This window comes from Variovorax sp. YR266 (genome assembly GCF_900107295.1).
Classification (GTDB): Bacteria; Pseudomonadota; Gammaproteobacteria; order Burkholderiales; family Burkholderiaceae_C; genus Variovorax.
This window is the reverse complement of record NZ_FNPM01000004.1, coordinates 252238-271126: the sequence shown is the minus strand read 5'-3', so window position 1 is coordinate 271126 and position 18889 is coordinate 252238. Positions and strand designations below refer to the sequence as shown.

Annotated in this window: 19 protein-coding genes; 13 read left to right on the top strand and 6 right to left on the bottom strand. The window is 67.4% G+C overall.

The features are described 5' to 3' along the window. Positions 1 to 26: 26 nt before the first annotated feature. The 5 genes from BLW48_RS13155 (at position 27) to BLW48_RS13135 (ending at position 4662) form a co-directional block, all read left to right on the top strand. Positions 27 to 1730: a M14 family zinc carboxypeptidase gene (locus BLW48_RS13155; RefSeq protein WP_093175291.1), complete on the top strand. Its 1704-nt coding sequence runs from the start codon at positions 27 to 29 to the stop codon at positions 1728 to 1730. A 95-nt stretch (positions 1731 to 1825) separates the two neighbouring features. Then, positions 1826 to 2662: an isocitrate lyase/PEP mutase family protein gene (locus tag BLW48_RS13150; RefSeq protein WP_093175288.1), complete on the top strand. Its 837-nt coding sequence runs from the start codon at positions 1826 to 1828 to the stop codon at positions 2660 to 2662. Between the two features lie 42 nt (positions 2663 to 2704). Continuing rightward, entirely contained in the window at positions 2705 to 3451 is a 747-nt protein-coding gene (locus BLW48_RS13145; RefSeq protein WP_093175286.1) for an energy-coupling factor ABC transporter ATP-binding protein, read from the top strand. Further along, the gene (locus tag BLW48_RS13140) at positions 3444 to 4037 is read left to right on the top strand and encodes an energy-coupling factor transporter transmembrane component T family protein (RefSeq protein WP_093175283.1); all 594 of its coding nucleotides are present in this window, start codon (positions 3444 to 3446) and stop codon (positions 4035 to 4037) included. Before BLW48_RS13145 ends, BLW48_RS13140 begins: the two co-directional genes overlap by 8 nt. A 31-nt stretch (positions 4038 to 4068) precedes the next feature. Beyond that, complete coding sequence (locus tag BLW48_RS13135) at positions 4069 to 4662, top strand: biotin transporter BioY (RefSeq protein WP_093175666.1); 594 nt, start codon at positions 4069 to 4071, stop codon at positions 4660 to 4662. Between the two features lies 1 nt (position 4663). Here BLW48_RS13135 and BLW48_RS13130 read toward each other — a convergent pair whose 3' ends face one another. Next, a complete protein-coding gene (locus tag BLW48_RS13130; protein WP_093175280.1) occupies positions 4664 to 5140 on the bottom strand; it encodes a DUF6314 family protein in 477 nt (158 codons plus the stop codon). Positions 5141 to 5391: 251 nt separating this feature from the next. Between BLW48_RS13130 and BLW48_RS13125 the strand changes: the two genes are divergently transcribed. Then, positions 5392 to 5772 (top strand): helicase SNF2, encoded by a 381-nt coding sequence (locus BLW48_RS13125; RefSeq protein ID WP_093053935.1) that lies wholly within the window; start codon positions 5392 to 5394, stop codon positions 5770 to 5772. 85 nt (positions 5773 to 5857) lie between these two features. On the opposite strand, the gene BLW48_RS13120 is transcribed toward BLW48_RS13125, so the two are convergent. Beyond that, the gene (locus tag BLW48_RS13120) at positions 5858 to 6550 is read right to left on the bottom strand and encodes a hypothetical protein (RefSeq protein ID WP_177142331.1); all 693 of its coding nucleotides are present in this window, start codon (positions 6548 to 6550) and stop codon (positions 5858 to 5860) included. Positions 6551 to 6825: 275 nt separating this feature from the next. Here BLW48_RS13120 and BLW48_RS13115 point away from each other — a divergent pair, with 275 nt between their 5' ends. Genes BLW48_RS13115 through BLW48_RS13095 form a run of 5 tightly spaced genes read left to right on the top strand, consistent with a single transcriptional unit; the run spans position 6826 to position 12588 of the window. Then, complete coding sequence (locus BLW48_RS13115; RefSeq protein ID WP_093053937.1) at positions 6826 to 7431, top strand: DUF6891 domain-containing protein; 606 nt, start codon at positions 6826 to 6828, stop codon at positions 7429 to 7431. Continuing rightward, entirely contained in the window at positions 7428 to 9218 is a 1791-nt protein-coding gene (locus tag BLW48_RS13110; protein ID WP_256330769.1) for a VanW family protein, read from the top strand. The genes BLW48_RS13115 and BLW48_RS13110 overlap by 4 nt, the downstream gene beginning before the upstream one ends. A 13-nt stretch (positions 9219 to 9231) precedes the next feature. After that, on the top strand, positions 9232 to 9828 hold the full coding sequence (locus BLW48_RS13105) for a hypothetical protein (RefSeq protein ID WP_093175276.1): 597 nt from the start codon (positions 9232 to 9234) through the stop codon (positions 9826 to 9828). A 45-nt stretch (positions 9829 to 9873) separates the two neighbouring features. Beyond that, complete coding sequence (locus BLW48_RS13100; RefSeq protein ID WP_093175273.1) at positions 9874 to 11556, top strand: FxLYD domain-containing protein; 1683 nt, start codon at positions 9874 to 9876, stop codon at positions 11554 to 11556. A 45-nt stretch (positions 11557 to 11601) separates the two neighbouring features. After that, positions 11602 to 12588, top strand: coding sequence for an LLM class flavin-dependent oxidoreductase (locus BLW48_RS13095; protein WP_093175661.1), 987 nt, complete (start codon positions 11602 to 11604; stop codon positions 12586 to 12588). Between the two features lie 3 nt (positions 12589 to 12591). On the opposite strand, the gene BLW48_RS13090 is transcribed toward BLW48_RS13095, so the two are convergent. Then, positions 12592 to 14319 carry a long-chain-fatty-acid--CoA ligase gene (locus BLW48_RS13090; RefSeq protein ID WP_093175271.1) on the bottom strand — a complete coding sequence of 576 codons (1728 nt, stop codon included), beginning with the start codon at positions 14317 to 14319 and terminating at the stop codon, positions 12592 to 12594. Positions 14320 to 14464: 145 nt separating this feature from the next. Here BLW48_RS13090 and mnmA point away from each other — a divergent pair, with 145 nt between their 5' ends. Continuing rightward, positions 14465 to 15565 carry a tRNA 2-thiouridine(34) synthase MnmA gene (mnmA, locus tag BLW48_RS13085; protein WP_093076927.1) on the top strand — a complete coding sequence of 367 codons (1101 nt, stop codon included), beginning with the start codon at positions 14465 to 14467 and terminating at the stop codon, positions 15563 to 15565. A gap of 1 nt (position 15566) precedes the next feature. Here the strand turns inward: mnmA and BLW48_RS13080 are convergent, their stop codons facing one another. The 3 genes from BLW48_RS13080 to BLW48_RS13070 form a co-directional block, all read right to left on the bottom strand. Then, positions 15567 to 16055: an NUDIX hydrolase gene (locus BLW48_RS13080; RefSeq protein WP_093175268.1), complete on the bottom strand. Its 489-nt coding sequence runs from the start codon at positions 16053 to 16055 to the stop codon at positions 15567 to 15569. A gap of 23 nt (positions 16056 to 16078) precedes the next feature. Further along, positions 16079 to 16513 (bottom strand): DUF4019 domain-containing protein, encoded by a 435-nt coding sequence (locus BLW48_RS13075; RefSeq protein ID WP_093175266.1) that lies wholly within the window; start codon positions 16511 to 16513, stop codon positions 16079 to 16081. Positions 16514 to 16589: 76 nt separating this feature from the next. Continuing rightward, on the bottom strand, positions 16590 to 17303 hold the full coding sequence (locus BLW48_RS13070; protein WP_093053953.1) for a response regulator transcription factor: 714 nt from the start codon (positions 17301 to 17303) through the stop codon (positions 16590 to 16592). 442 nt (positions 17304 to 17745) lie between these two features. Between BLW48_RS13070 and BLW48_RS13065 the strand changes: the two genes are divergently transcribed. Beyond that, a complete protein-coding gene (locus BLW48_RS13065) occupies positions 17746 to 18876 on the top strand; it encodes a Re/Si-specific NAD(P)(+) transhydrogenase subunit alpha (protein WP_093076932.1) in 1131 nt (376 codons plus the stop codon). Positions 18877 to 18889 lie beyond the last annotated feature (13 nt).

Genomic DNA, 18889 nt, shown 5'->3' with positions numbered 1-18889 from the left:
GGGGCGACTACTGTAGCCTTCTTCCCATGACTGCTGCACACGAAAACCAGTACCCCACGCCGTTCGAGTCCGGCAACGGCAACCAGACCACCACCTGGGCCGAATGCATCGCCTTCTACGAGCGGCTGGCCGGACAATTTCCCGGCGTGCTGCGCTGGGGCGGGATCGGCGTGTCGGACACCGGTGTTCCCCTTCACGCCGGCGTGGTCACTGCCGACGGCGTGTTCGATCGCGACACGCTCAGGCAGCAGCGCCGCCCGGTGTTCTTCAACAACAACGGCATCCACCCCGGCGAGCCCGAGGGCATCGACGCCTGCATGGCGCTGGTGCGCGATTTCTGCACGCAGCCCGGGCGGTTGGCGGCGCTGGGCGACACGGTGTTTTTGTTCATTCCCGTCTACAACGTGGACGGCTGTATCAACCGGCAGAACACCTCGCGCGTGAACCAGCTCGGGCCCGAATCTTTCGGCTTCCGCGGCAACGGCCGGCACCTGGACCTGAACCGCGACTTCATCAAGTGCGACAGCCTGGCCGCGCAGGTGTTCAATCGCTTCTTCACCGCGTGGGACCCGGATGTGATGGTCGACACCCACACCTCCAACGGCGCGGACTACAGCTACACCATGACGCTGATCCCGACCCAGCCCGACAAGCTGGGCGGCGGGCTCGGGCAGTTCCTGCGCGAAAGCATGCTGCCTGCGATCTACGGCGATATGGCGCAACGCGGCTGGCCCACCTGCCCGTACATGAACCTGCTGGCCGAGACGCCCGACGACGGCATCGAGGACTTCCTCGACCTGCCGCGCTTTTCCACCGGCTATGCGGCGCTGCACTACACCATCGGCTTCATGCCCGAGACCCACATGCTCAAGCCCTTTGCCGACCGCGTGGCTTCCATGCGGACGCTGGTCGATGTGGTGCTGGAATTCACCGTCGCGCATGCGGCGCAGATTCAGAATCTGCGCCGCGACGCCAAGGCTGCTGCAGCGCAGCAGGCGCGCTGGCCGCTGACATGGCGCAACGACCGCAGCCGGCCGGCGAGCCTTCGCTTCAAGGGCTATCGCGCGGTTCGCACGCCGAGCCGGCTCGGGAACTACGAGCGCCTGGCCTACGACCGCAGCCAACCCTGGGAGAAAGACATCGTGCACTTCGACCGCTGCGTGGAAGACTTGGCGGTCGCGGCGCCCAAGGCCTACCTGGTGCCCCAGGCCTGGCGCGAAGTGATCGAGCGCCTGCAATGGAACGGCGTCGAGCTGCGGCGCCTGGAAGCGGACCAGTTGTTCGATGCGGCCCGGGTGTACCGCGTGCAGAGCGTGACCTCGCGCGCGAGCGCCTACGAAGGCCACATGTTCCATGACCAGCTGGTGCTCGCCACGCACACCGAGCGCTTCCAGGCGCGCGTGGGCGACGTGCTGGTGCCACTGGACCAACCCAACGCCCGCTACGCGGTCGAAACGCTGGAGCCCGAAGCCCACGACAGCTTCTTCCGCTGGGGCTTCTTTAATAGCGTGCTGGAGAAGAAGGAGAACTTCTCGGCCTATGTCTTCGAGGACACCGCGCTGCGCATGCTGGAGGACGAGCCCGCGCTGAAGCGCCAGTTCGAGCAATGGAAGGCGGACCACCCCGAGAAGCTGTCTGACCAGCAGGCTGTGCTGGGCTTTCTCTTTGCGCACGGCCGGCGCCATGCGGAGCCGGGGTGGCGGCGCTATCCGGTGGTCGGGCTGATGTAGGCAGGTCGCGGCCCGGACAGCAGTTTTTTCCAAGTCCCGGCGGCGCATTGCGTCTAGGCTGCGGTCATCCTTCAACTCCTTTGGAACGACCAGACATGCGATCCAGCGACGCGCAACAGAAGACAGATGCCTTTCACCGGCTGCACGCCGGCCCTGATCCATTGGTTCTCGTGAATGCATGGGACGCCGCCAGCGCCCGCATCGTCGAGCGCGCCGGTGCGATGGCCATCGGCACCACCAGCGCAGGCATGGCCTGGTCGCTTGGCTACGCGGACGGCGAGCGCATGCCCGTTGACGAGCTGATCGCAGCCTGCGAGCGCATCTGCCGCGTGACGGGAGTGCCGGTGAGCGTGGACATCGAACAGGGTTACGGCGACAGCACGCAGGCGGTGGGCGACGTGGCAAGCGCGCTGATCGGCATGGGCGCGGCCGGCATCAACATCGAGGACGGCACAAGGCCGGGCACGCGCGAGCTGGCGGCGCCCGAGGTGATGTGCGAGCGCATTGCCGCCATCCGCAAGCTCGATGCGCGCTTTTTCATCAACGCGCGCACCGACGTCTACTTCGTGCCCTGGAACGACCCGGTGGCTCGATTCGAAGAGGCGCTGCGCCGCGCACAGCTTTATGCGGCGGCGGGTGCGGACGGCATCTTCGTGCCTGGCATGTCCAGCCTCGAAGAAATCGAGCGGCTGTCTGGCGCGCTGAGCCTGCCCGTGAACGTGTACGCGGGCTATGCCGGCGCACCCTCGGCCGATGGCCTGGCACGCGCCGGTGCGCGGCGCATCAGCCTGGGCTGCGGGCCGCTGCAGTCGGCGCTGGGGCTTGTGGACCGCATCGCCAAGGAGGCCTTCGAGCATGGCCGCTTCGGCACGATGGGCGAGGGCATGCTGTCGGTTGGCGAGATCAACGGGCTTTTTGCCGCCACTGCCTGAGCCTCGCGTCTGCGGGGCGCGTTCGGGTACAGTGGGCGCCCCTTGCCGCAGCCGACCCCGCCCGAAACCAGTTCCCCGCACAGCATCCGCCTCGAGGCGGTGACGCTGGTGCGCGGCAACCAGCATGTCTTCGAGGGGCTGACGCTCAGCCTGCAGGAGACGCGCATCGGCCTTATCGGCGACAACGGAGCCGGCAAGAGCAGCCTGTTCCGCCTCATCAGCGGGCTCGACCAGCCGCAGCAGGGGCGCGTGGTCGTGCATGGCTGCGACACGCAGGCCGACCGCAGGCAGCTGTCGAAGCACGTGGGGCTGATGTTCCAGAACCCCGACGACCAGATCATCTTTCCGACCGTGGCCGAGGAACTGGCCTTCAGCCTCACGGCGCGCGGTGAAACACGGCAGGCGGCGCGGCAGCAGGCGCGCGATTTTCTTGCGCGACGCGGGCTCGAAGCCTGGGCCGGGCGCGCCGTGGGCGAGCTGAGCCAGGGGCAGCGCCAGCAGGTGTGCCTGCTGGCCTTGCAGATCAGCGAGCCCGCCACGCTGCTGCTCGACGAGCCCTTTGCCAGCCTCGACCTGCTGAGCCAGGCGCGATTGGCCGCGCAGCTCGAGGCGAGCGACCACCAGATCCTCGTGTCCACGCACCTGCTCGAACACGTCTACGACTTCGAACGCGTGCTGTGGCTCGAACAGGGCAAGGTGCGCGCCGACGGGCCGGGCCGCGAAGTCTGCGAGGCCTATGCCGAGAACGTGCGCGAGCGCGCTGCGGCAGAGCGGGGTCGCCATGCGTAGCCTCTATTCGGAGCAGCCGACGTGGATGCATGCGATGGCGGCGTGGGTCAAGCTCGCGGTGCTGTCGGTGTGCGGCACGCTGCTGGTGCTGGTCGAGCGGCCGGTGCATCTGGCCGTTGCCTGCGCGGTGGTGCTGCTGATCTTCGTCTCGCTCGGGCCGCCTGCGTGGCGCCGGGTGCGCATGCTGGTCGGCGTGGCGATCGCTGGCGGGCTGATCGTCGGCTTCCACTGGGCGATGGGCACGACCCCGCTCGGCGTGGCCAGCGCATTGCGCCTTGCCAGCGCGGCCACGCTTGCGCTGATGCTCACGCTGACCACGCGCTTCGAAGACCTGCTGGCGGTGCTCGAAGCGGTGCTGCATCCGCTGCAGCGCCTTGGCGTGCCGACCGAGCGGATCGCACTGGGCCTTGGCCTGATGCTGCGCTTCGCCGAAAATTTCTATGTGCAGTGGCAGCGCCTCGACGACGCCTACCGCGCGCGTTCAGGCCACGGCGGCGGCCTGCGGCTGCTGGCGCCGCTGACCATCCGCACGCTGCAGACGGCGGAGCGCGTGGCCGATGCGCTCGCAGCGCGGCTCGGGCGCTGAGCTTCCTTCCTTTTTCTCGATTGCGATTGCCATGACCACCACTTCAGGCTCCCTCACTTCGTCCCGTTCCCTGTCGTACATCGCGCTGTTCGCAGCGCTGATGGCGGTGTTCGGCCTGATCCCGAAGATCGACCTGCCGTTCGGCGTGCCGATCACGTTGCAGTCGCTGGGCGTGATGCTGGCGGGCTGCCTGCTCGGGCCGCGCCGCGGCTTCCTGGCGATTTCGCTGTTCCTGCTCGCGGTGGCACTGGGCCTGCCGCTGCTGCCCGGCGGCCGCGGCGGCCTGAGCGTGTTCGTGGCGCCCGCCGGGGGCTTCCTGTTTGGCTGGATGTTCGGGGCCTTCGCCTGCGGCTTGCTGATGCGCCTTGCCGTGCGTCGCATGGCCGGGGGCACGGGCGTGGGGCTGCTGGTTGCGGCTTTTGTGTCGTCGGTGGTCGGCGGGATCGTCGTGGTCTACGGCTTCGGCATCGTCGGGCTTTCGTTGATCGCCCACATGTCGCTGCCGCAGGCCGCGCTGGCCATGCTGGTGTTCATTCCCGGCGACCTGATCAAGTGCGGCATCTGCGCGATGCTTGTGCAGACGGTGATGCGCGGCATGCCGGGCTGGCGGCTCGACCGCGACTGAGCTACTTGCCGCGCCGCCTGAACACGGTGGCCGAGAGGTAGTCCTTGCGCGGGCCGTGGACCGTGTGGCGGATGGTGAAGGAGCCGTCCGCCAGAAAGCGGTAGCTGCTGTCGTAGGTGTCGGGCGTGCACAGGTGCGTGGCCGAACCGGCGAGCGCATCGCCGTCGCGCATGATGCCGATGGCGTGGAACAGGCGCGGCGGGGTTTCGGCAAAGTGCACCACGAAGCCGCCCGGGGCGCGTTCGAAGAGGTATTCGCGGTGGCCGTCGAATTCCTTGCCGTCGGCAAGGCGGATCCGGCCCTCTTCGCGGTACTTCAGCATCCCTGTCTCGAGCGGCGTGAGCATGGCTGTGCCGGTCATGGAGGCCTGGCCCTCGATGGTTCGTTCCAGGTCCCATGCACCCACCAGCCTGTCGAAGACAGTGTCCGCAGTGCCCCAGGGGGGCGGGGGTGGAAAGGCAGGGGCCGGCGCGCTCATGCAAAGACTCTACGACAAGCCTTGATCTCCCTTTAGAGCAGCTGATTGTTTCCACTTCGTGAACGCCGTGGTTCTTTTCTCTAAGGGTTTTTACTTAGACAACGGCGCACAATTCATCTCACAGACCGGCCCCAAAGCCGATCTGGGTGAACAGGGCCCCGAGCGAGGTGGCCGCCCCCGGAGGGACGGTGACCCACCCAAGACCGGTTCGAAATCATCCAAAGAACTGAAACGAATTGAAGGACATCCAAATGACCGCCTCTAAGCTCCTCTCCGCTATCTCCATCGCCCTGCTGGCCGCTGCCGGTGCCGCACACGCTGAAACGTATGAAGGCGTGCACCAAGTGACCTCGGCCGCCAGCCGCGCCGACGTTGCCGGCCAGGCCGTGGTTGCAGCCCATAGCGCCAACCCCTATGCCACCGGCGCCGACGCAGGCCCCGCTCGCGTGATCGTCTCGACGACCAGCCGTGCCGCCGTTCGCGCCGATGCAGTTGCCGCTGCACACAGCGCTGACCCGTATGCCGAAGGCGCTGCCGCTGGTGTCGCACCGGTCGTGGCAAGCACGGTCGACCGCGCCGCGGTGCGTGCCGCAGCCCGCGCTGCCGCTCGCGGTGACGCACTGCCGCTGTAATCACTCCCCCGACAGGGGCTGAGACAAAAGGCCGGGCCATGCGATGCATGGCCCGGCCTTTTTGCGTCTGGCTTGCTGCGCCTGGTCAGCGCGCGGGCAGCGGCCGCAGCGCGGCGATGAGGAAAGGCGCGTTGTCGTCGTCGGTCGGGTCGTGCAGTTCGACGAACCATTGCGCGGCGTCGCCGTATCCGGAGCCTGCGCTGAGTTCGCAGGCATAGAGCAGCCGCCCTGCCCGCGCATCCTCCCGGGACGCGATGGCTTCATCGCAGCACTCATCGATCAGCGACCCCGTGCCATCGGGCGCACCGACGAAGGACCGCCGCATCAGCCGCATGACGATGCGTTCCGGCGCCACTGTGCGTTCGCCTTCCCGCGCAACGGGCACCGTCGCGCGCAGCCGCAGTTCGAACGGCTCGCCGACGCGAAAGCCTTCCCCGCGCTCCAGCGATATGCCTTCAAGCGCCACGCGCACCCGGCGGCGCTCGCGCAGCCTCGTGACGACGAGCAGCACCGTCGACACCGAGAAGACCCCGAAGAACGGCAGCCCCACCGCCAGCCAGAGCCATTGCCAGCCACCGGCCAGTGCCCAGGTCATCGCCCGCAAGCCGAAGACCGCCATGAACACCAGCACCGCGAGCGCGGCCAGCCACGCAGCCCAGTCGGCGGCCGACTTCGGCGCGCGCTCCGTGGCCTGCGGCGCGCGCGAGGTCCATTCGGTGGGCAGCCTTTCGTCGTCCGGCTGGGCGATCGGGTCGATGGATGAATGGCGCTGCAGCATGAAGAGCCGCCGAGCATAGCCAGTCGCGCAGCAAGCAGGCAGCACCACGCCGGTGCGGCCCCCGGCCATGTGGCGGAGCCGCCTTCGCCAAAAGGCGCATTGCCTTGCTACGGCGCATCCTTCATGATTGCGCGGCGCGGAAGGGGTGGCCGCAAGACTTCATGCTTTCGCATTAGTGCGTCATCGTGGTGCGGCCGGGTGAAAATACGAGCACGCTTCCGTCAGGAAAAAAGAAAGCATGATCCCGTTGCAGCCGAGGCGGCAACCCAACACGCATGGCCCTTACTCTCGACCCCGAAGACACGCGCGGACGCATCCACGACCTGGTGTGGAGCGGCTTCTATCCCGACGCCGATGTTGAATGGCTGATCACCGACGAGTACCTCGATCCCGATGAGATCACCGCCGAAGACCGGGCCTGGGTCAAGGCCGAGGCCGCAAGTGCATGCGCCGCCAAGCGCGCGGCCGAGGCCGGGTGGCCCGCGCAGACCGAATACGACCGGCTCGAAGCCGTGTTCGCGCAGCTGCGCAGCGAGAAGATCATTGCGCTGCACCGCGCAGGCAACACGCTCGCCGATGGCCACGACGACGTGCGCGAGCAATGGCGCGCCGCGGGCCGCATGGACTCGGGCATTCGCGGCTGCTGCTTCTATCACGCGCAAGACCTCGATGCGGCGGTGCGCACCGGCCGCCTGCACCTGGCCTTCAGCGGCGGCATGATCCCCGAGATCGAGCAGCGCGAAGCCAACACCGTGGTGGTGGGCCACCGCATCGCCGAGCTGCTGCGTGCGGCCGGCTTCGGCGTGCAATGGAGCGGCAACATCGACCAGCGCATCGAAGCCGACCTCGGCCAATGGCGCAAGCGCGGCCCCTCCGCGTGAGCGTGCAACAGGCCTGGCAGCCGCCGCGCCGCATCGACGCGATCGATTTCTGGCTGCGCTCGCGGCTGCTGGCCACGGCCCATGCGTTGCGCGAGACGCTACGACCTTCGGCCCGGCGCTGGCACGGCGGCGACAGCGCACTGGCCGACGCGCCGGTGCTCGCGCAATACCGCACTCCCTTGTGGTCCGACGGCCGCGCCGAAGAATTTCCGCTCGTGGCCGGCAAGGTGCAGAACCTGCGCGTGGCGCGCCGTGCCTTCGATGCCATCGAGGTGCCGGCAGGCGAAGTGCTGAGCTTCTGGCGCCAGCTGGGGCGGCCGGGCGCATGGCGCGGCTTCGTGCAGGGCCGCGAGCTGCGCGGCGGTTGCGTGGTGCCGACGCTGGCCGGCGGGCTCTGCCAGCTGTCGAACGCGCTCGCCACCGTGGCGGTGCGCGCGGGCTTCGAGCTGGTCGAGCGCCACGGGCACACGGCGCGCATCGAACAGGCCGGCGCGGCCGACGGTGACGCGGTCGATGCGACGGTGTTCTGGAACTACGTCGATCTCAAGCTGCGCGCCAAGCATGCGTGGCGGCTCGAAGTGGAATTGACCGATAGCGAACTGGTGCTGCGCATCCGCGCGCGTTCTCCGCTGGCGGCACTGGCTGCTCCTGTGGCGCTGCGCCGAACGAATGACGCAGGCGCGGCATTGCCATTGGCGCGCGGTTGCCTGAGTTGCGAACAGACCTCCTGCTTTCGCCATCGTCCCCAGGTCGACGTCGGCCCCGAGGGCCGCGTGGCGGTGCTGGTCGATGGCTGGACGCCGGAGTTCGCCCGCTACCTGCGAGAGGAACATCCACACGCGCAGCGCCTGCAGCCGGCGCCGCTGCGGCTTGCGTTCTGGCGTCTGCCCGCGACCGGCTGGCACCGTGAGACAGCAGTGCCCGCGCAGACACTGTGGGCCGTGAGCCTGCGCCGCGCGCTGTGGCAGCGGCTCTGGGCGCGGCATGCAGGCCGGCGGCAGGCGAGCCTGATCGACGGCCAGCGCTGGCTTGCGCGCGCCCTGGCAAGCCGCCTGACGCCGGAGCACACGGAGCTGGTGGTCGAGCAGGCACTGCTGCCGCACCTGCAGCGCATCGGTGCGCTCGACGGGCGCCGCGTCACCGTGCTGGCCAGCGCGTTGCCGATGGCCGAAATCGAACATCGGCTCGATGCCGCGTCCCGGCACTGGCCCGGTGACGGAACGCTGCGCGACTTTCGCGCCGATCCGTCGCTGGTGCGCACCGAGACGCTGGCGCTTGCCCGTGCGAAGGCCGTGGTCACGCCGCATGCAGATGTCGCCCGGCAGCTCGCCAAGCTGGCACCGCAAGCAGCATTGACGCAGCTCGACTGGATGCTGCCCCCGGTCAAGGCTGCTGCTTTCATCGAACGCAGGGGGCCGCCGCTCGTCGTGTTCGCCGCGAGCGCACTGGCACGCAAGGGTGCGCGCGAACTTGCCGCGGCGCTGCAAGGCTGGCCGTACCGGCTGCGTGTGCTGGGCTCGCCTTCGGATGACGCGCAGCTCTGGCGCGGCATCGCGCACATCGAACACATGAACTGGCAAGGCGACTGGTTGGCCGGCGCCAGCGTCGTCGTGCTGCCCGCGCACGTCGAGCACGCACCGCGCGCGGTGCTGCGCGCCGTGGCGGCCGGCGTGCCCGTGGTGGCATCGACCGCATGCGGCCTCGCAGGCTCGACCGGCGTGCGCGAGGTAGCACCGGGCGACGTCGAGGCCCTGCGCGCCGCATTGCAGGCTGCTTGCATCCCCTGAACGGAGAGGACAGATGGCATCGATCGAACAGGCCCGCGCGGCGCTGGCTTCCCATGGCGCGCTGGCGCCGCAATCCGCCGCCGAGCATTGGCGCGGAGAGATCCCTCTGCCGGCCGCCATCGAGACCTTCTACGCACAGGTCGGCCCGCTCGGCGAGTGGATCAACGACCGCGTGGGCCATGCGGGCCTCACGGTGCCGACCGCTGGCAACCCCTTCAGCATTCCGACGCTCGCGCGCCTGTGGGAGCTGCAGGCCGGCTACCGCTGGCACGGCATCACCGGCGAGCGCATTGCCGACTGGCCCGATCACTGGCTGGTGGTGGCCGACCAGGGCGCGGACCCCTTCATCTTCGACCTGAACACAGGCGCGATACAGTTCGCCCGGCATGGCGAGGGTGTGTGGAAAGACGATGCACCGATCTTTGCCGACATCCTCGAGATGGCCACGTGCCTCGGCACTATCGGCCAAGTGTGGGACGAGGCGGGCGAGGACATCTTCATGGACGACGATTCCGTCAACCCGGTGCACCGCGCGCGCCTGATCGAGCGGCTCACGCCGCTGATTGGCGCCAGCGAGGCCGGCGACATCGCGGACCTGTTCGACTGGTAGTCAGCTGGCGCGCCGCAGGAAAAACAATACGGGAGCAGCACTTCAATGACCATCGACCTCCAGACGCTCAAGTGCGGCGAATGCGGCAGCAGCGTGCTCAAGCGCACCGGCCTCAACGAATACACCTGCGACCACTGCGGCTCGGTCACGCTGGTGGAAGACAACGTGTCCGACCGGCTGGAGCGCGTGCTCAACCAGGTGAAGAACGAAGCCGGCCGCCGGCTCGCGGCTGAAGAGGCGCTGAGGCAGAAGCTGATGCTGCGCAAGGTCGGCATAGCCATAGCCATCCTGCTGGGCGTGGTGCTGGTGTTTCGCGTGGTCGGGTTGTTTCTCTTCGATTCCCGCGACGCCGCATCCGGTGCACCGCGGTCCGTAGTGGCCGCTGCGGTCGACCGCACCATTCCCGTCGATGGCCTGAAGCTCAACGAGCCGCGCCAGGTGCTGGTGGGCAGCGGCAGTTCGGCCATGCCCAAGCTGCTGGTGGTGGCGCGCAACGAAACCGGCAAGTCGCTGTCGCGCGCGGGCATTCGTGCCACGTACTACGACGGCGACAGCAAGCTCGACGAGCGCAGCGAGATGCTGCCGGTGTCCGTGCTGGAGCCCGGCGAAAGTGCGCCCGTGTTGATCGACATGCCCAGCGGCAAGAACGTCACTCGGCAGGAGCTGCGCGTGCAGAAGCTGGCCGAGCCCTACAGCGCGGTGCAGGGGCCGCGCATGGCCTTCTCGCGCGTGCGGCTCATCCAGCAGGGCGAGCGCGTGCGGCTGGTGGGCCGCATCGCCAACGACCGCAAGGACGCCACGGTGCTCGGCGGCTTCGAGGTGCTGGTCACGCTGTACGACGACGCGGGGCAGGTGATCGGCTTCGGCCACGGCTACGGGCAGGCCAACGAGATCCAGCCGGGCACGCGGACTTCGATGGACGTGAGCATCGCGCGCTTCGGCCGCGCGACGGCCATCGCGGCATGGGACTACCGCATCGGCTACAGCACGGTCGAGTCGTCGGGCACGCGCACGCCGGTGCTGAACGCCGACCGCGTGATCCGCACGGTGGGCGGCCCCGAGTCCTTCAACCCCGAGCTGCGCCTGGGCACCGACGACCTGCTGGCCGGCGACAGCGAGCGCTTCGACGACAAGCAACTCGAACTGCTGCCGCTGGTGGACGGGCGCAACAACATCCAGCAGCGGCTGTTCCTGGGCGAGCTGGTGAACCGCAGCACCGATGCAGTGGTGCTCGCGCCGGGCGGCGTGATCTCGCGCTTCAGCGGCAGCAAGGCGCATGGCACTACGAACATCACGGGGCTGGCGTATCTCTATCCGGGCGAGCGCTTTCCGATCTTCCTCGAGCCCGAGGACATGGAGCGCATCACCGCGACTCGCATCGAATGGAAGCCGATGCGCCGCGCGGCATTGCCGGGTCCGCGCAAGCCGCTGGAGGTGAAGGTGACGGGCACCAAGGCCGAGACCGGCAGCGTGCTGCTCAACTTCAGCCAGCGCTTCACCTACAAGAGCGTGGAAGTCACGGGCAGCGTGAAGAACCCGGGCACGGGCATCGTCGGCAAGGTACGGCTGTGGGTCAGCCTGCGCGACCGTAACGGGCAGCTCACGGGCTTCAAGCTGGTGGAAAACCTGCCGGCCATCGCGCCGGGCGAGAGCGTGCCGTTCCAGGTGAACGTGGAGCAGAACGGCCGCGACTTCGCGAGCGTGACGACGCTATACCAAACCGAATAGCCCCTCGGGCGACGGCGTTGGGCGGTTCGCGCCATGATCGCGCCCATGATTCCGTTATCGATCCTCGACCTTTCCCCGATCACCGAGGGCAGCGACGCCGCGCAGTCGTTCCGCAACTCGCTCTCGCTGGCGCAGCATGGCGAGAAGCTGGGCTACACGCGCTACTGGCTGGCCGAGCACCACGGCATGCCGGGCATTGCGAGCGCGGCCACTGCCGTGCTGCTGTCGCACGTGGGAGCGGGCACGTCCACCATCCGCATCGGCGCCGGTGGCGTGATGCTGCCGAACCATTCGCCGCTGGTGATTGCCGAGCAGTTCGGCACGCTGGAATCGCTGTACCCGGGGCGCATCGATCTCGGCCTGGGGCGTGCGCCCGGCTCCGACCAGCGCACCGCGCGGGCCTTGCGGCGCAACCTCGAATCGGACGCGGACCAGTTTCCGCAGGACGTGATCGAGCTGATGGACTTCATGTCGAAGACGCCGCAGCAGCCCGTGCGGGCCGTGCCCGGCGCGGGGCTCGAAGTGCCGGTGTGGATCCTCGGCTCCAGCACCTTCGGCGCGCAGCTCGCGGCGCACCTGGGGCTGCCCTACGCCTTTGCCTCGCACTTCGCGCCGCAGCAGATCATGCAGGCCATCCAGATCTATCGCGAGACCTTCAAGCCGTCGGCACAGCTGCAGAAGCCGTATGTGATGCTGGGCTTCAATGTGTTCGCGGCCGACACCGATGAAGAGGCCGAGTTCCGCGCCACCTCGTGGCAGCAGGCCTTCGTGAACCTGCGCAGCGGCCGGCCGGGGCGCCTGCCGCCGCCGGTGGAAAACTATCGTCAGAAGGTCGGGCCCGCGGAGAACGCGCTGCTCGACTCGGTGCTGTCGTGCTCCGCGGTGGGGTCGGTCGAGACGGTGAAGAAGGGCGTGGAAGCGTTCGTCGCGCGCACCGGTGCCGACGAACTCATGATCACCTCGCAGGTGTTCGACCACGCTGCCCGGCTGCGCTCGTACGAGCTGCTGGCCGGTGCGTTCGGGCAGAAGTAGGCGTCACGCCCGCTTGCGGGCTTCCTCGTCCACGAGGTCCTTCTTCGAGAGCTTGCCCACGGCGGTCTTGGGCAGCTCCGCGCGAATTTCGAGCGCGCCGATCATCTCGTGCTTGCCGAGGCGGTCCTTCAGGAAGGCCTTGAGCGCATCGAGCGTCAGTTCGCCCGCGCCTTCCTTCAGCTTCACGAAGGCCTTGGGCGACTGGCCGCGGTATTCGTCGGGAATGCCGATCACGCACACCTCTGCCACGGCGGGATGCTCGTACACCGCTTCTTCCAGCACGCGCGGATAGACGTTGTAGCCGCCGCACAGCAGCATGTCCTTGGTGCGGTCGACGATGTAGAAATAGCCGTCGGCGTCCATCTTCGCGACGTCGCCGCTGCGGAAGTAGCCGTCGGACGTCATCGACTCGGCGGTTGCCTTCGGGTTGTTCCAGTAGCCCTTCATCACGTTCGGGCCCTTGATGCACAGCTCGCCAGGCTCGCCGAACGCGGTGACGTCCTTCGCTGGATCGTCAAGGCTCACGAGCTTGATGCGCACCTGCGGCAGCGGCATGCCGCACGAGCCCGCTTTGCGCACGCCGCGTGCGGGCGTGAAGGTGCCCACGGGCGAGGTCTCGGTCATGCCCCAGCCTTCGTTGAGGTGGCAGCCGGTGAGCTCGAAGAAGCGCTGCTCCACCTCCACCGGCAGCGGCGCGCCGCCAGAGCCGCAGAACTTGAGCGAGCGCAGGTCCATCTCCTTGGCCTTGGGGTGCGCGAGGATCGCGGTGTACATCGTCGGCACGCCGGGGAACACGCTGATCTTGCTGGCTGCGAGTTCGTTCATCACCGCGTCGACATCGAAGCGCGTGTGCAGCACCAGCGCCGCGCCCAGGCGCACGCCGAGCAGCATCGCGGCGCTGAGCGCGAAGATGTGAAAGAGCGGCAGCACGACCAGGAAGCGTTCTGCCCCTTCGGCCAGGATGGGCGGATCGCCCTTGGTCGACTCGTAGTACTGCGCCGACGCCGACGTGAGGTTGGCGTGCGTGAGCATCGCGCCCTTGGGCAGGCCGGTGGTGCCGCCGGTGTACTGCAACACCACGATTTCTTCGGCGAGGTCGCCAATCGGGTGGGTCTCGTGCGTGCCTTCGCTTTTCAGCAGCTCGGTGAAGCGCACATGCCGGTCGTCGGTGGGCACGGGCGCGATCTGGCCGGCGCCCTGCAGCTGGGCCTGCACCTTGCCGCCCATCGCGCCGTAGTCGCCGAGGCTGCCGACCACGAGCTTTTGCAGGCGCGAGTTGTCGAGCAGGCGCGCCATCTGCGGGTACAGGTTGACGAGGTCCAGCGTGATGAGGATGTCGGTGCGGCTGTCCTCGATCTTGTGGGCCAGCACGCGCTCGGCGTCGAGCGGCGAGTAGTTCACCACCGTGCCGCCGGCCTTCAGCACGGCGAAGAAGGCGATCGGGTAGTGAGGCGTGTTGGGCAGGTAGAGGCCGACGTGCACGCCGGGATTCACGCCCAGGTCTTGCAGGCCCTTGGCGGCACGGTCGACTGCGGCGCCGAGCTGGCGGTAGGTGATGGCCTGGCCCATGAACTCGACGGCGGAGTGGTCGGGCCAGCGCTCGACGGCCTCGTCGAGCATCTGCTGCACCGGCTTCACGGGCAGTTCGGCGTCCCAGCGCATGCCGGGTGGGTAGGCGCGTGTCCAGGGGGTGTTGTCGCCGGAAAGGGCGGCGGGGGAGGGGGTGGCCATGCGTCTTGTCTCCGCTGTGCTTTGCGGCACTTTAGCGCCGGCCTTTCGCATCGTGGGGCGGTAGCTGACAAGCCGGCGACAGGGGTTTTCCCGATTTCCCACACACGGGAAGCCCCTACCGCCGGGCTGGGACAATGGCGGGCTTATGGCAAAGCAACGGATCGTGGTGGGACTGAGCGGCGGAGTGGACTCCGCGGTCACGGCGCACCTGCTCAAGCAGCAGGGGCACGAGGTGGTCGGCATCTTCATGAAGAACTGGGAAGACGACGACGACAGCGAATACTGCTCGTCGAACATCGACTTCGTGGACGCCGCCAGCGTGGCCGACGTGCTGGGCATCGAGATCGAGCACGTCAACTTCGCGGCCGACTACAAGGACCGCGTGTTCGCCGAGTTCCTGCGCGAATACAAGGCCGGCCGCACGCCGAACCCCGACGTGCTGTGCAACGCCGAGATCAAGTTCAAGGCTTTTCTCGACCACGCCATGCGGCTGGGCGCTGAGAAGATCGCTACCGGGCACTACGCGCGCGTGCGCCTGAACGAGGCCACCGGCAAGCACGAGCTGCTGAAGGGGCTCGATCCCTCGAAAGACCAGAGCTACTTCCTGCACCGCCTGAACCAGGCGCAGCTGTCGAAGACGCTGTTCCCGGTGGGCGAGCTGCACAAGACCGAGGTGCGCCGCATCGCCGAGGAAATCGGCCTGCCCAACGCGAAGAAGAAGGACTCGACCGGCATCTGCTTCATCGGCGAGCGGCCGTTCCGCGATTTCCTCAACCGCTACATCTCCAAGGAGCCGGGCCCGATCAAGGACGACCGCGGCCGCAAGCTGGGCGAGCACCAGGGGCTGAGCTTCTACACGCTGGGGCAGCGGCAGGGGCTGGGCATTGGTGGTGTGAAGGAGAAGGGCGCGCAGCGCGGCTCTGGCGACCACTCGCCGTGGTTCGTGGCGCGCAAGGACGTCGAGAAGAACACGCTGTGGGTGGTGCAGGGGCACGACCATCCGTGGCTGTTGTCGTCGGTGCTGAAGGCGGACGATGCGAGCTGGGTCTCCGGCGAGGCGCCGGTGCCGGGCGGCTACGGCTCGAAGGCGCGCTACCGGCAGGCCGATGCGGCTTGCGAGATGGATGCTGGTGATGCCGCTGCGTTCGGCTTGCGCTTCGGTGAGCCGCAGTGGGCTGTGACGCCGGGGCAGTCGGCCGTGCTCTATGACGGCGAACGCTGCCTTGGCGGCGGCGTCATCGTCTGATTCAGGGCGACGACCGCACCGATTCGTCGACGTGGATCAGGTCCAGCGGGTGGCGTTTGCCGGCCAGATGGTCTTCGATGCACTGCAGCAGCAGCGGGCTGCGATGCCGCGCCACGCTGGCGCGGATTTCGTCCGCCGTCATCCAGATGGTGCGCACGATGCCTTCGTCGAGCGGTCGGCCTTCTTCGAATGCACCCAGGATGCCTGTGAAGGCGAAGCGCATATAGGTGGTGTCTTCGCCGCGCTCGGCCAGCGGCCGGGAACGCGCCATATAGACGCCGATGAGCGCTGTTGGCGTGAAATGGTGGGCGGTTTCTTCGAGGGTTTCGCGCGCACAGCCCTCGGCCGGGGATTCGCCGGGGTCCAGGTGGCCTGCGGGTGTGTTGAGCCGCAGGCCGTCGCTGGTCTGCTCCTCGACCAGCAGGAAGCGCCCGTCGCGCTCGATTACCGCAGCCACGGTGACGTTGGGTTTCCAGCGCGGGCCTGCCATGGGATTTACCGTGTTTTGGGCGCTCATTTCAGCACGTAGCCGCTGAAGCGCCAGACGCGGTCGCTGTCGAGGTGAAAGCTCACGAGTTCGCGCAGCGTGCCGTCAGGCTTGTTCGCGAAGCGGGTCTCGTATTCGACGCTGACGTACTGGCCGGCCGTCTCGCTGTCCGCGTCGGCCACGACCTGGCGATTGACTGCCACCCAGGTGCGCATCTGCGGTGCGCCGATCGGGGCGCGGCTTCTGGCGACCTGGCCGGTGAAGTCGGCGCGCGTCACGCGCTTGCGGGTGGCCGGGGTGGCGCCGTCCCACAGTTCGCCGGCCTTGCCCTGGTCGATCATCTGGATCGCCAGCATGCCGCCGCGCACCATGTCGCTGGCCTCGACCTCCTGCGCAGCGGCCGGGCTGAACCAGCTCCAGAACAACGTGGCGGCGAGCAGCAACCGGATCATCGAATTCATTCGTCTCATTCCTTGTGGCGCAAGCACATGACGGCGGGGTGCCGTTGGAGACTGTAGCGTGCCGGAGATTCCCGACTCAGCGCGCGCTGATGCTGGACAGGGCATCGGCTTCGATTGTTTCCAGCCGGTAGCCCAGGCCGTAGATGGCCAGCAGCAGGAAGCCGTTTGCGGGGCGCAGGTCGAGCTTGGTTCGCAGGCGCGAGACATGGGTGTCGAGCGAGCGCGACAGCGCCTCGATGCCAAGGCCCCAGACGGCCTCGTGCAGGTGCTCCCGCGAAAGCAGTCGCCCGACGTTCTGGAACAGGAACAGCGCGAGCTCGTACTCCCGGTTCTTCAGCTCGACCTGCACGCCGCGAACCTTCAGAACGCGCGAGGGCGGATAGAAGTGGTAAGGGCCGAAGACCAGTTCCATCTCGTGCTGGGCCGGGTAGGACCGGCGCAGCAGCGCGTTAACACGCGCTTCGAGTTCGCCGGCACGGGTGGGCTTGACCATGAAGTCGTCCGCGCCCGCGTTGAGGCCTTCGACCATGTCCGCCTCGTCACGCTTGTCGGTCACGAAAAGAATGGGAAGCCGGCTGTTGAGTTCGTGACGGATGGACCTCACCACGTCCGGGCCCTCCATATCGGACAGGTTCCAGTCGAGTATCAGCAGGTCGAAGGTCTGCCGGCGCATTGCCTGCAACAGCGCTTTTCCTTCCGTGTAGGGATGGCACTCGTGCTCGAGTGCCGCCATGGTTCGATTGATTCGCTTGAATTGATCTACACCGTCATTGAGTACCGCGATTCGCATTCCATCCCCCTTCTTCCTCCCCTTCGTCAGTCTCTGTGAACTGGCGATTGGGCTGAAGTGTATCTATCTGCGACTAACGTAAAGTTTTTGAATTGCAACTAATGCACGCAAATCGAGGTTTTCAGTTCACTTGTTAACGAAGTTAACGGCAGTTGAATACAAATCGAGATCCTGAGTGGAAGGCGTTATGGGTGGCCATCGACAACTTCTCGCTGGACAAACCGCCTGGAGTTCGGCCGGCGCGAGGTTGGACACGTGCCGCGGTCTTCGCGAGGCGGCTATCGAATACCCGAATTTGCTATCAATTGAATAGCGATGCCGACAGCATTCATCGGCACTTTGGGGTCAAAACCACAGAGCGTTTTGGCGACGGCGGGCGGCTGTAATCTTGCTGTAAGCTCTGCCCGCATTCCCTGTGCCCCCTTGCTCTGAGGAGATCTCTATGCTGATAGGCGTGCCCGCCGAGACACTGGCTGGCGAAACCCGCGTGGCTGTTACACCTGAGACGGTGAAAAAACTGGTCGCCTCAGGGCACTCCATACGGGTGCAGTCGGGGGCCGGCGTTGCAGCCAGCGTCACCGATGCCGCGTACCAGGCCGCAGGCGCCGAGATCACCGACCAGGCCGGGGCCTTCTCCGCCGACATGGTGCTCAAGGTGCGCACGCCCACCGATGCCGAAACCGCGCTGCTGAAGTCCGGCGCCGTGGTCATCGGCATGCTCAATCCCTTCGACGCGGCCGGCCTGCAGCGCCTGGCGGCTGCAGGCGTCGTCGGCTTCGCGCTCGAAGCCGCACCGCGTACCACCCGCGCCCAGAGCATGGACGTGCTCTCGTCGCAGGCCAACATCGCCGGCTACAAGGCCGTGATGATCGCGGCCGACAAGTACCAGCGCTTCTTCCCGATGCTCATGACGGCGGCCGGCACGGTGAAGGCCGCGCGCGTCGTCATCCTCGGCGTGGGCGTGGCGGGCCTGCAGGCCATTGCCACGGCCAAGCGCCTGGGCGCTGTCATCGAGGCATCCGACGTGCGCCCCAGCGTCAAGGAGCAGATCGAATCGCTCGGCGGCAAGTTCATCGAAGTCTCGTACGACACCGACGAAGAAAAAGAAGCCGCGGTCGGCGTCGGCGGCTATGCCAAGCCGATGCCTCCAAGCTGGCTCGCGCGCCAGCAGGTCGAAGTCGCCAAGCGCGTGGCGCTGGCCGACGTCGTCATCAGCACTGCCCTCATTCCGGGCCGTGCCGCGCCAACCCTCATCACCGAGGACATGGTCAAGTCGATGAAGCCGGGTTCCGTCATCGTCGACATCGCCGCAGGCAAGGGCGCGGGCGGCGTGGGCGGCAACTGCCCGCTGTCGGAAGCCGACAGGACGGTGGTGAAGCACGGCGTAACCATCGTCGGCGAAACCAACCTCGCTGCGCTCGTGGCGGCCGATGCCTCGGCGCTCTACGCGCGCAACGTGCTCGACTTTCTCAAGCTCATCGTCACCAAGGAGGGCGCGCTGAAGATCGACCTCGAGGACGACATCGTCGCCGCCTGCCGCGTCACGCAAGACGGCCAGGTCACGAAGAAATAACGCCCGCCGAGGA

What these genes read in the sequence shown, in the direction of transcription:
- BLW48_RS13155 (WP_093175291.1), top strand. Translation starts at nt 27, where the DNA reads ATGACTGCTGCACACGAAAACCAGTACCCCACGCCGTTCGAGTCCGGC.
- BLW48_RS13150 (WP_093175288.1), top strand. Translation starts at nt 1,826, where the DNA reads ATGCGATCCAGCGACGCGCAACAGAAGACAGATGCCTTTCACCGGCTG.
- BLW48_RS13140 (WP_093175283.1), top strand. Translation starts at nt 3,444, where the DNA reads ATGCGTAGCCTCTATTCGGAGCAGCCGACGTGGATGCATGCGATGGCG.
- BLW48_RS13135 (WP_093175666.1), top strand. Translation starts at nt 4,069, where the DNA reads ATGACCACCACTTCAGGCTCCCTCACTTCGTCCCGTTCCCTGTCGTAC.
- BLW48_RS13130 (WP_093175280.1), bottom strand. Translation starts at nt 5,140, where the DNA reads ATGAGCGCGCCGGCCCCTGCCTTTCCACCCCCGCCCCCCTGGGGCACT.
- BLW48_RS13125 (WP_093053935.1), top strand. Translation starts at nt 5,392, where the DNA reads ATGACCGCCTCTAAGCTCCTCTCCGCTATCTCCATCGCCCTGCTGGCC.
- BLW48_RS13120 (WP_177142331.1), bottom strand. Translation starts at nt 6,550, where the DNA reads ATGCTGCAGCGCCATTCATCCATCGACCCGATCGCCCAGCCGGACGAC.
- BLW48_RS13115 (WP_093053937.1), top strand. Translation starts at nt 6,826, where the DNA reads ATGGCCCTTACTCTCGACCCCGAAGACACGCGCGGACGCATCCACGAC.
- BLW48_RS13105 (WP_093175276.1), top strand. Translation starts at nt 9,232, where the DNA reads ATGGCATCGATCGAACAGGCCCGCGCGGCGCTGGCTTCCCATGGCGCG.
- BLW48_RS13100 (WP_093175273.1), top strand. Translation starts at nt 9,874, where the DNA reads ATGACCATCGACCTCCAGACGCTCAAGTGCGGCGAATGCGGCAGCAGC.
- BLW48_RS13095 (WP_093175661.1), top strand. Translation starts at nt 11,602, where the DNA reads ATGATTCCGTTATCGATCCTCGACCTTTCCCCGATCACCGAGGGCAGC.
- BLW48_RS13090 (WP_093175271.1), bottom strand. Translation starts at nt 14,319, where the DNA reads ATGGCCACCCCCTCCCCCGCCGCCCTTTCCGGCGACAACACCCCCTGG.
- mnmA (WP_093076927.1), top strand. Translation starts at nt 14,465, where the DNA reads ATGGCAAAGCAACGGATCGTGGTGGGACTGAGCGGCGGAGTGGACTCC.
- BLW48_RS13080 (WP_093175268.1), bottom strand. Translation starts at nt 16,055, where the DNA reads ATGGCAGGCCCGCGCTGGAAACCCAACGTCACCGTGGCTGCGGTAATC.
- BLW48_RS13075 (WP_093175266.1), bottom strand. Translation starts at nt 16,513, where the DNA reads ATGAATTCGATGATCCGGTTGCTGCTCGCCGCCACGTTGTTCTGGAGC.
- BLW48_RS13070 (WP_093053953.1), bottom strand. Translation starts at nt 17,303, where the DNA reads ATGCGAATCGCGGTACTCAATGACGGTGTAGATCAATTCAAGCGAATC.
- BLW48_RS13065 (WP_093076932.1), top strand. Translation starts at nt 17,746, where the DNA reads ATGCTGATAGGCGTGCCCGCCGAGACACTGGCTGGCGAAACCCGCGTG.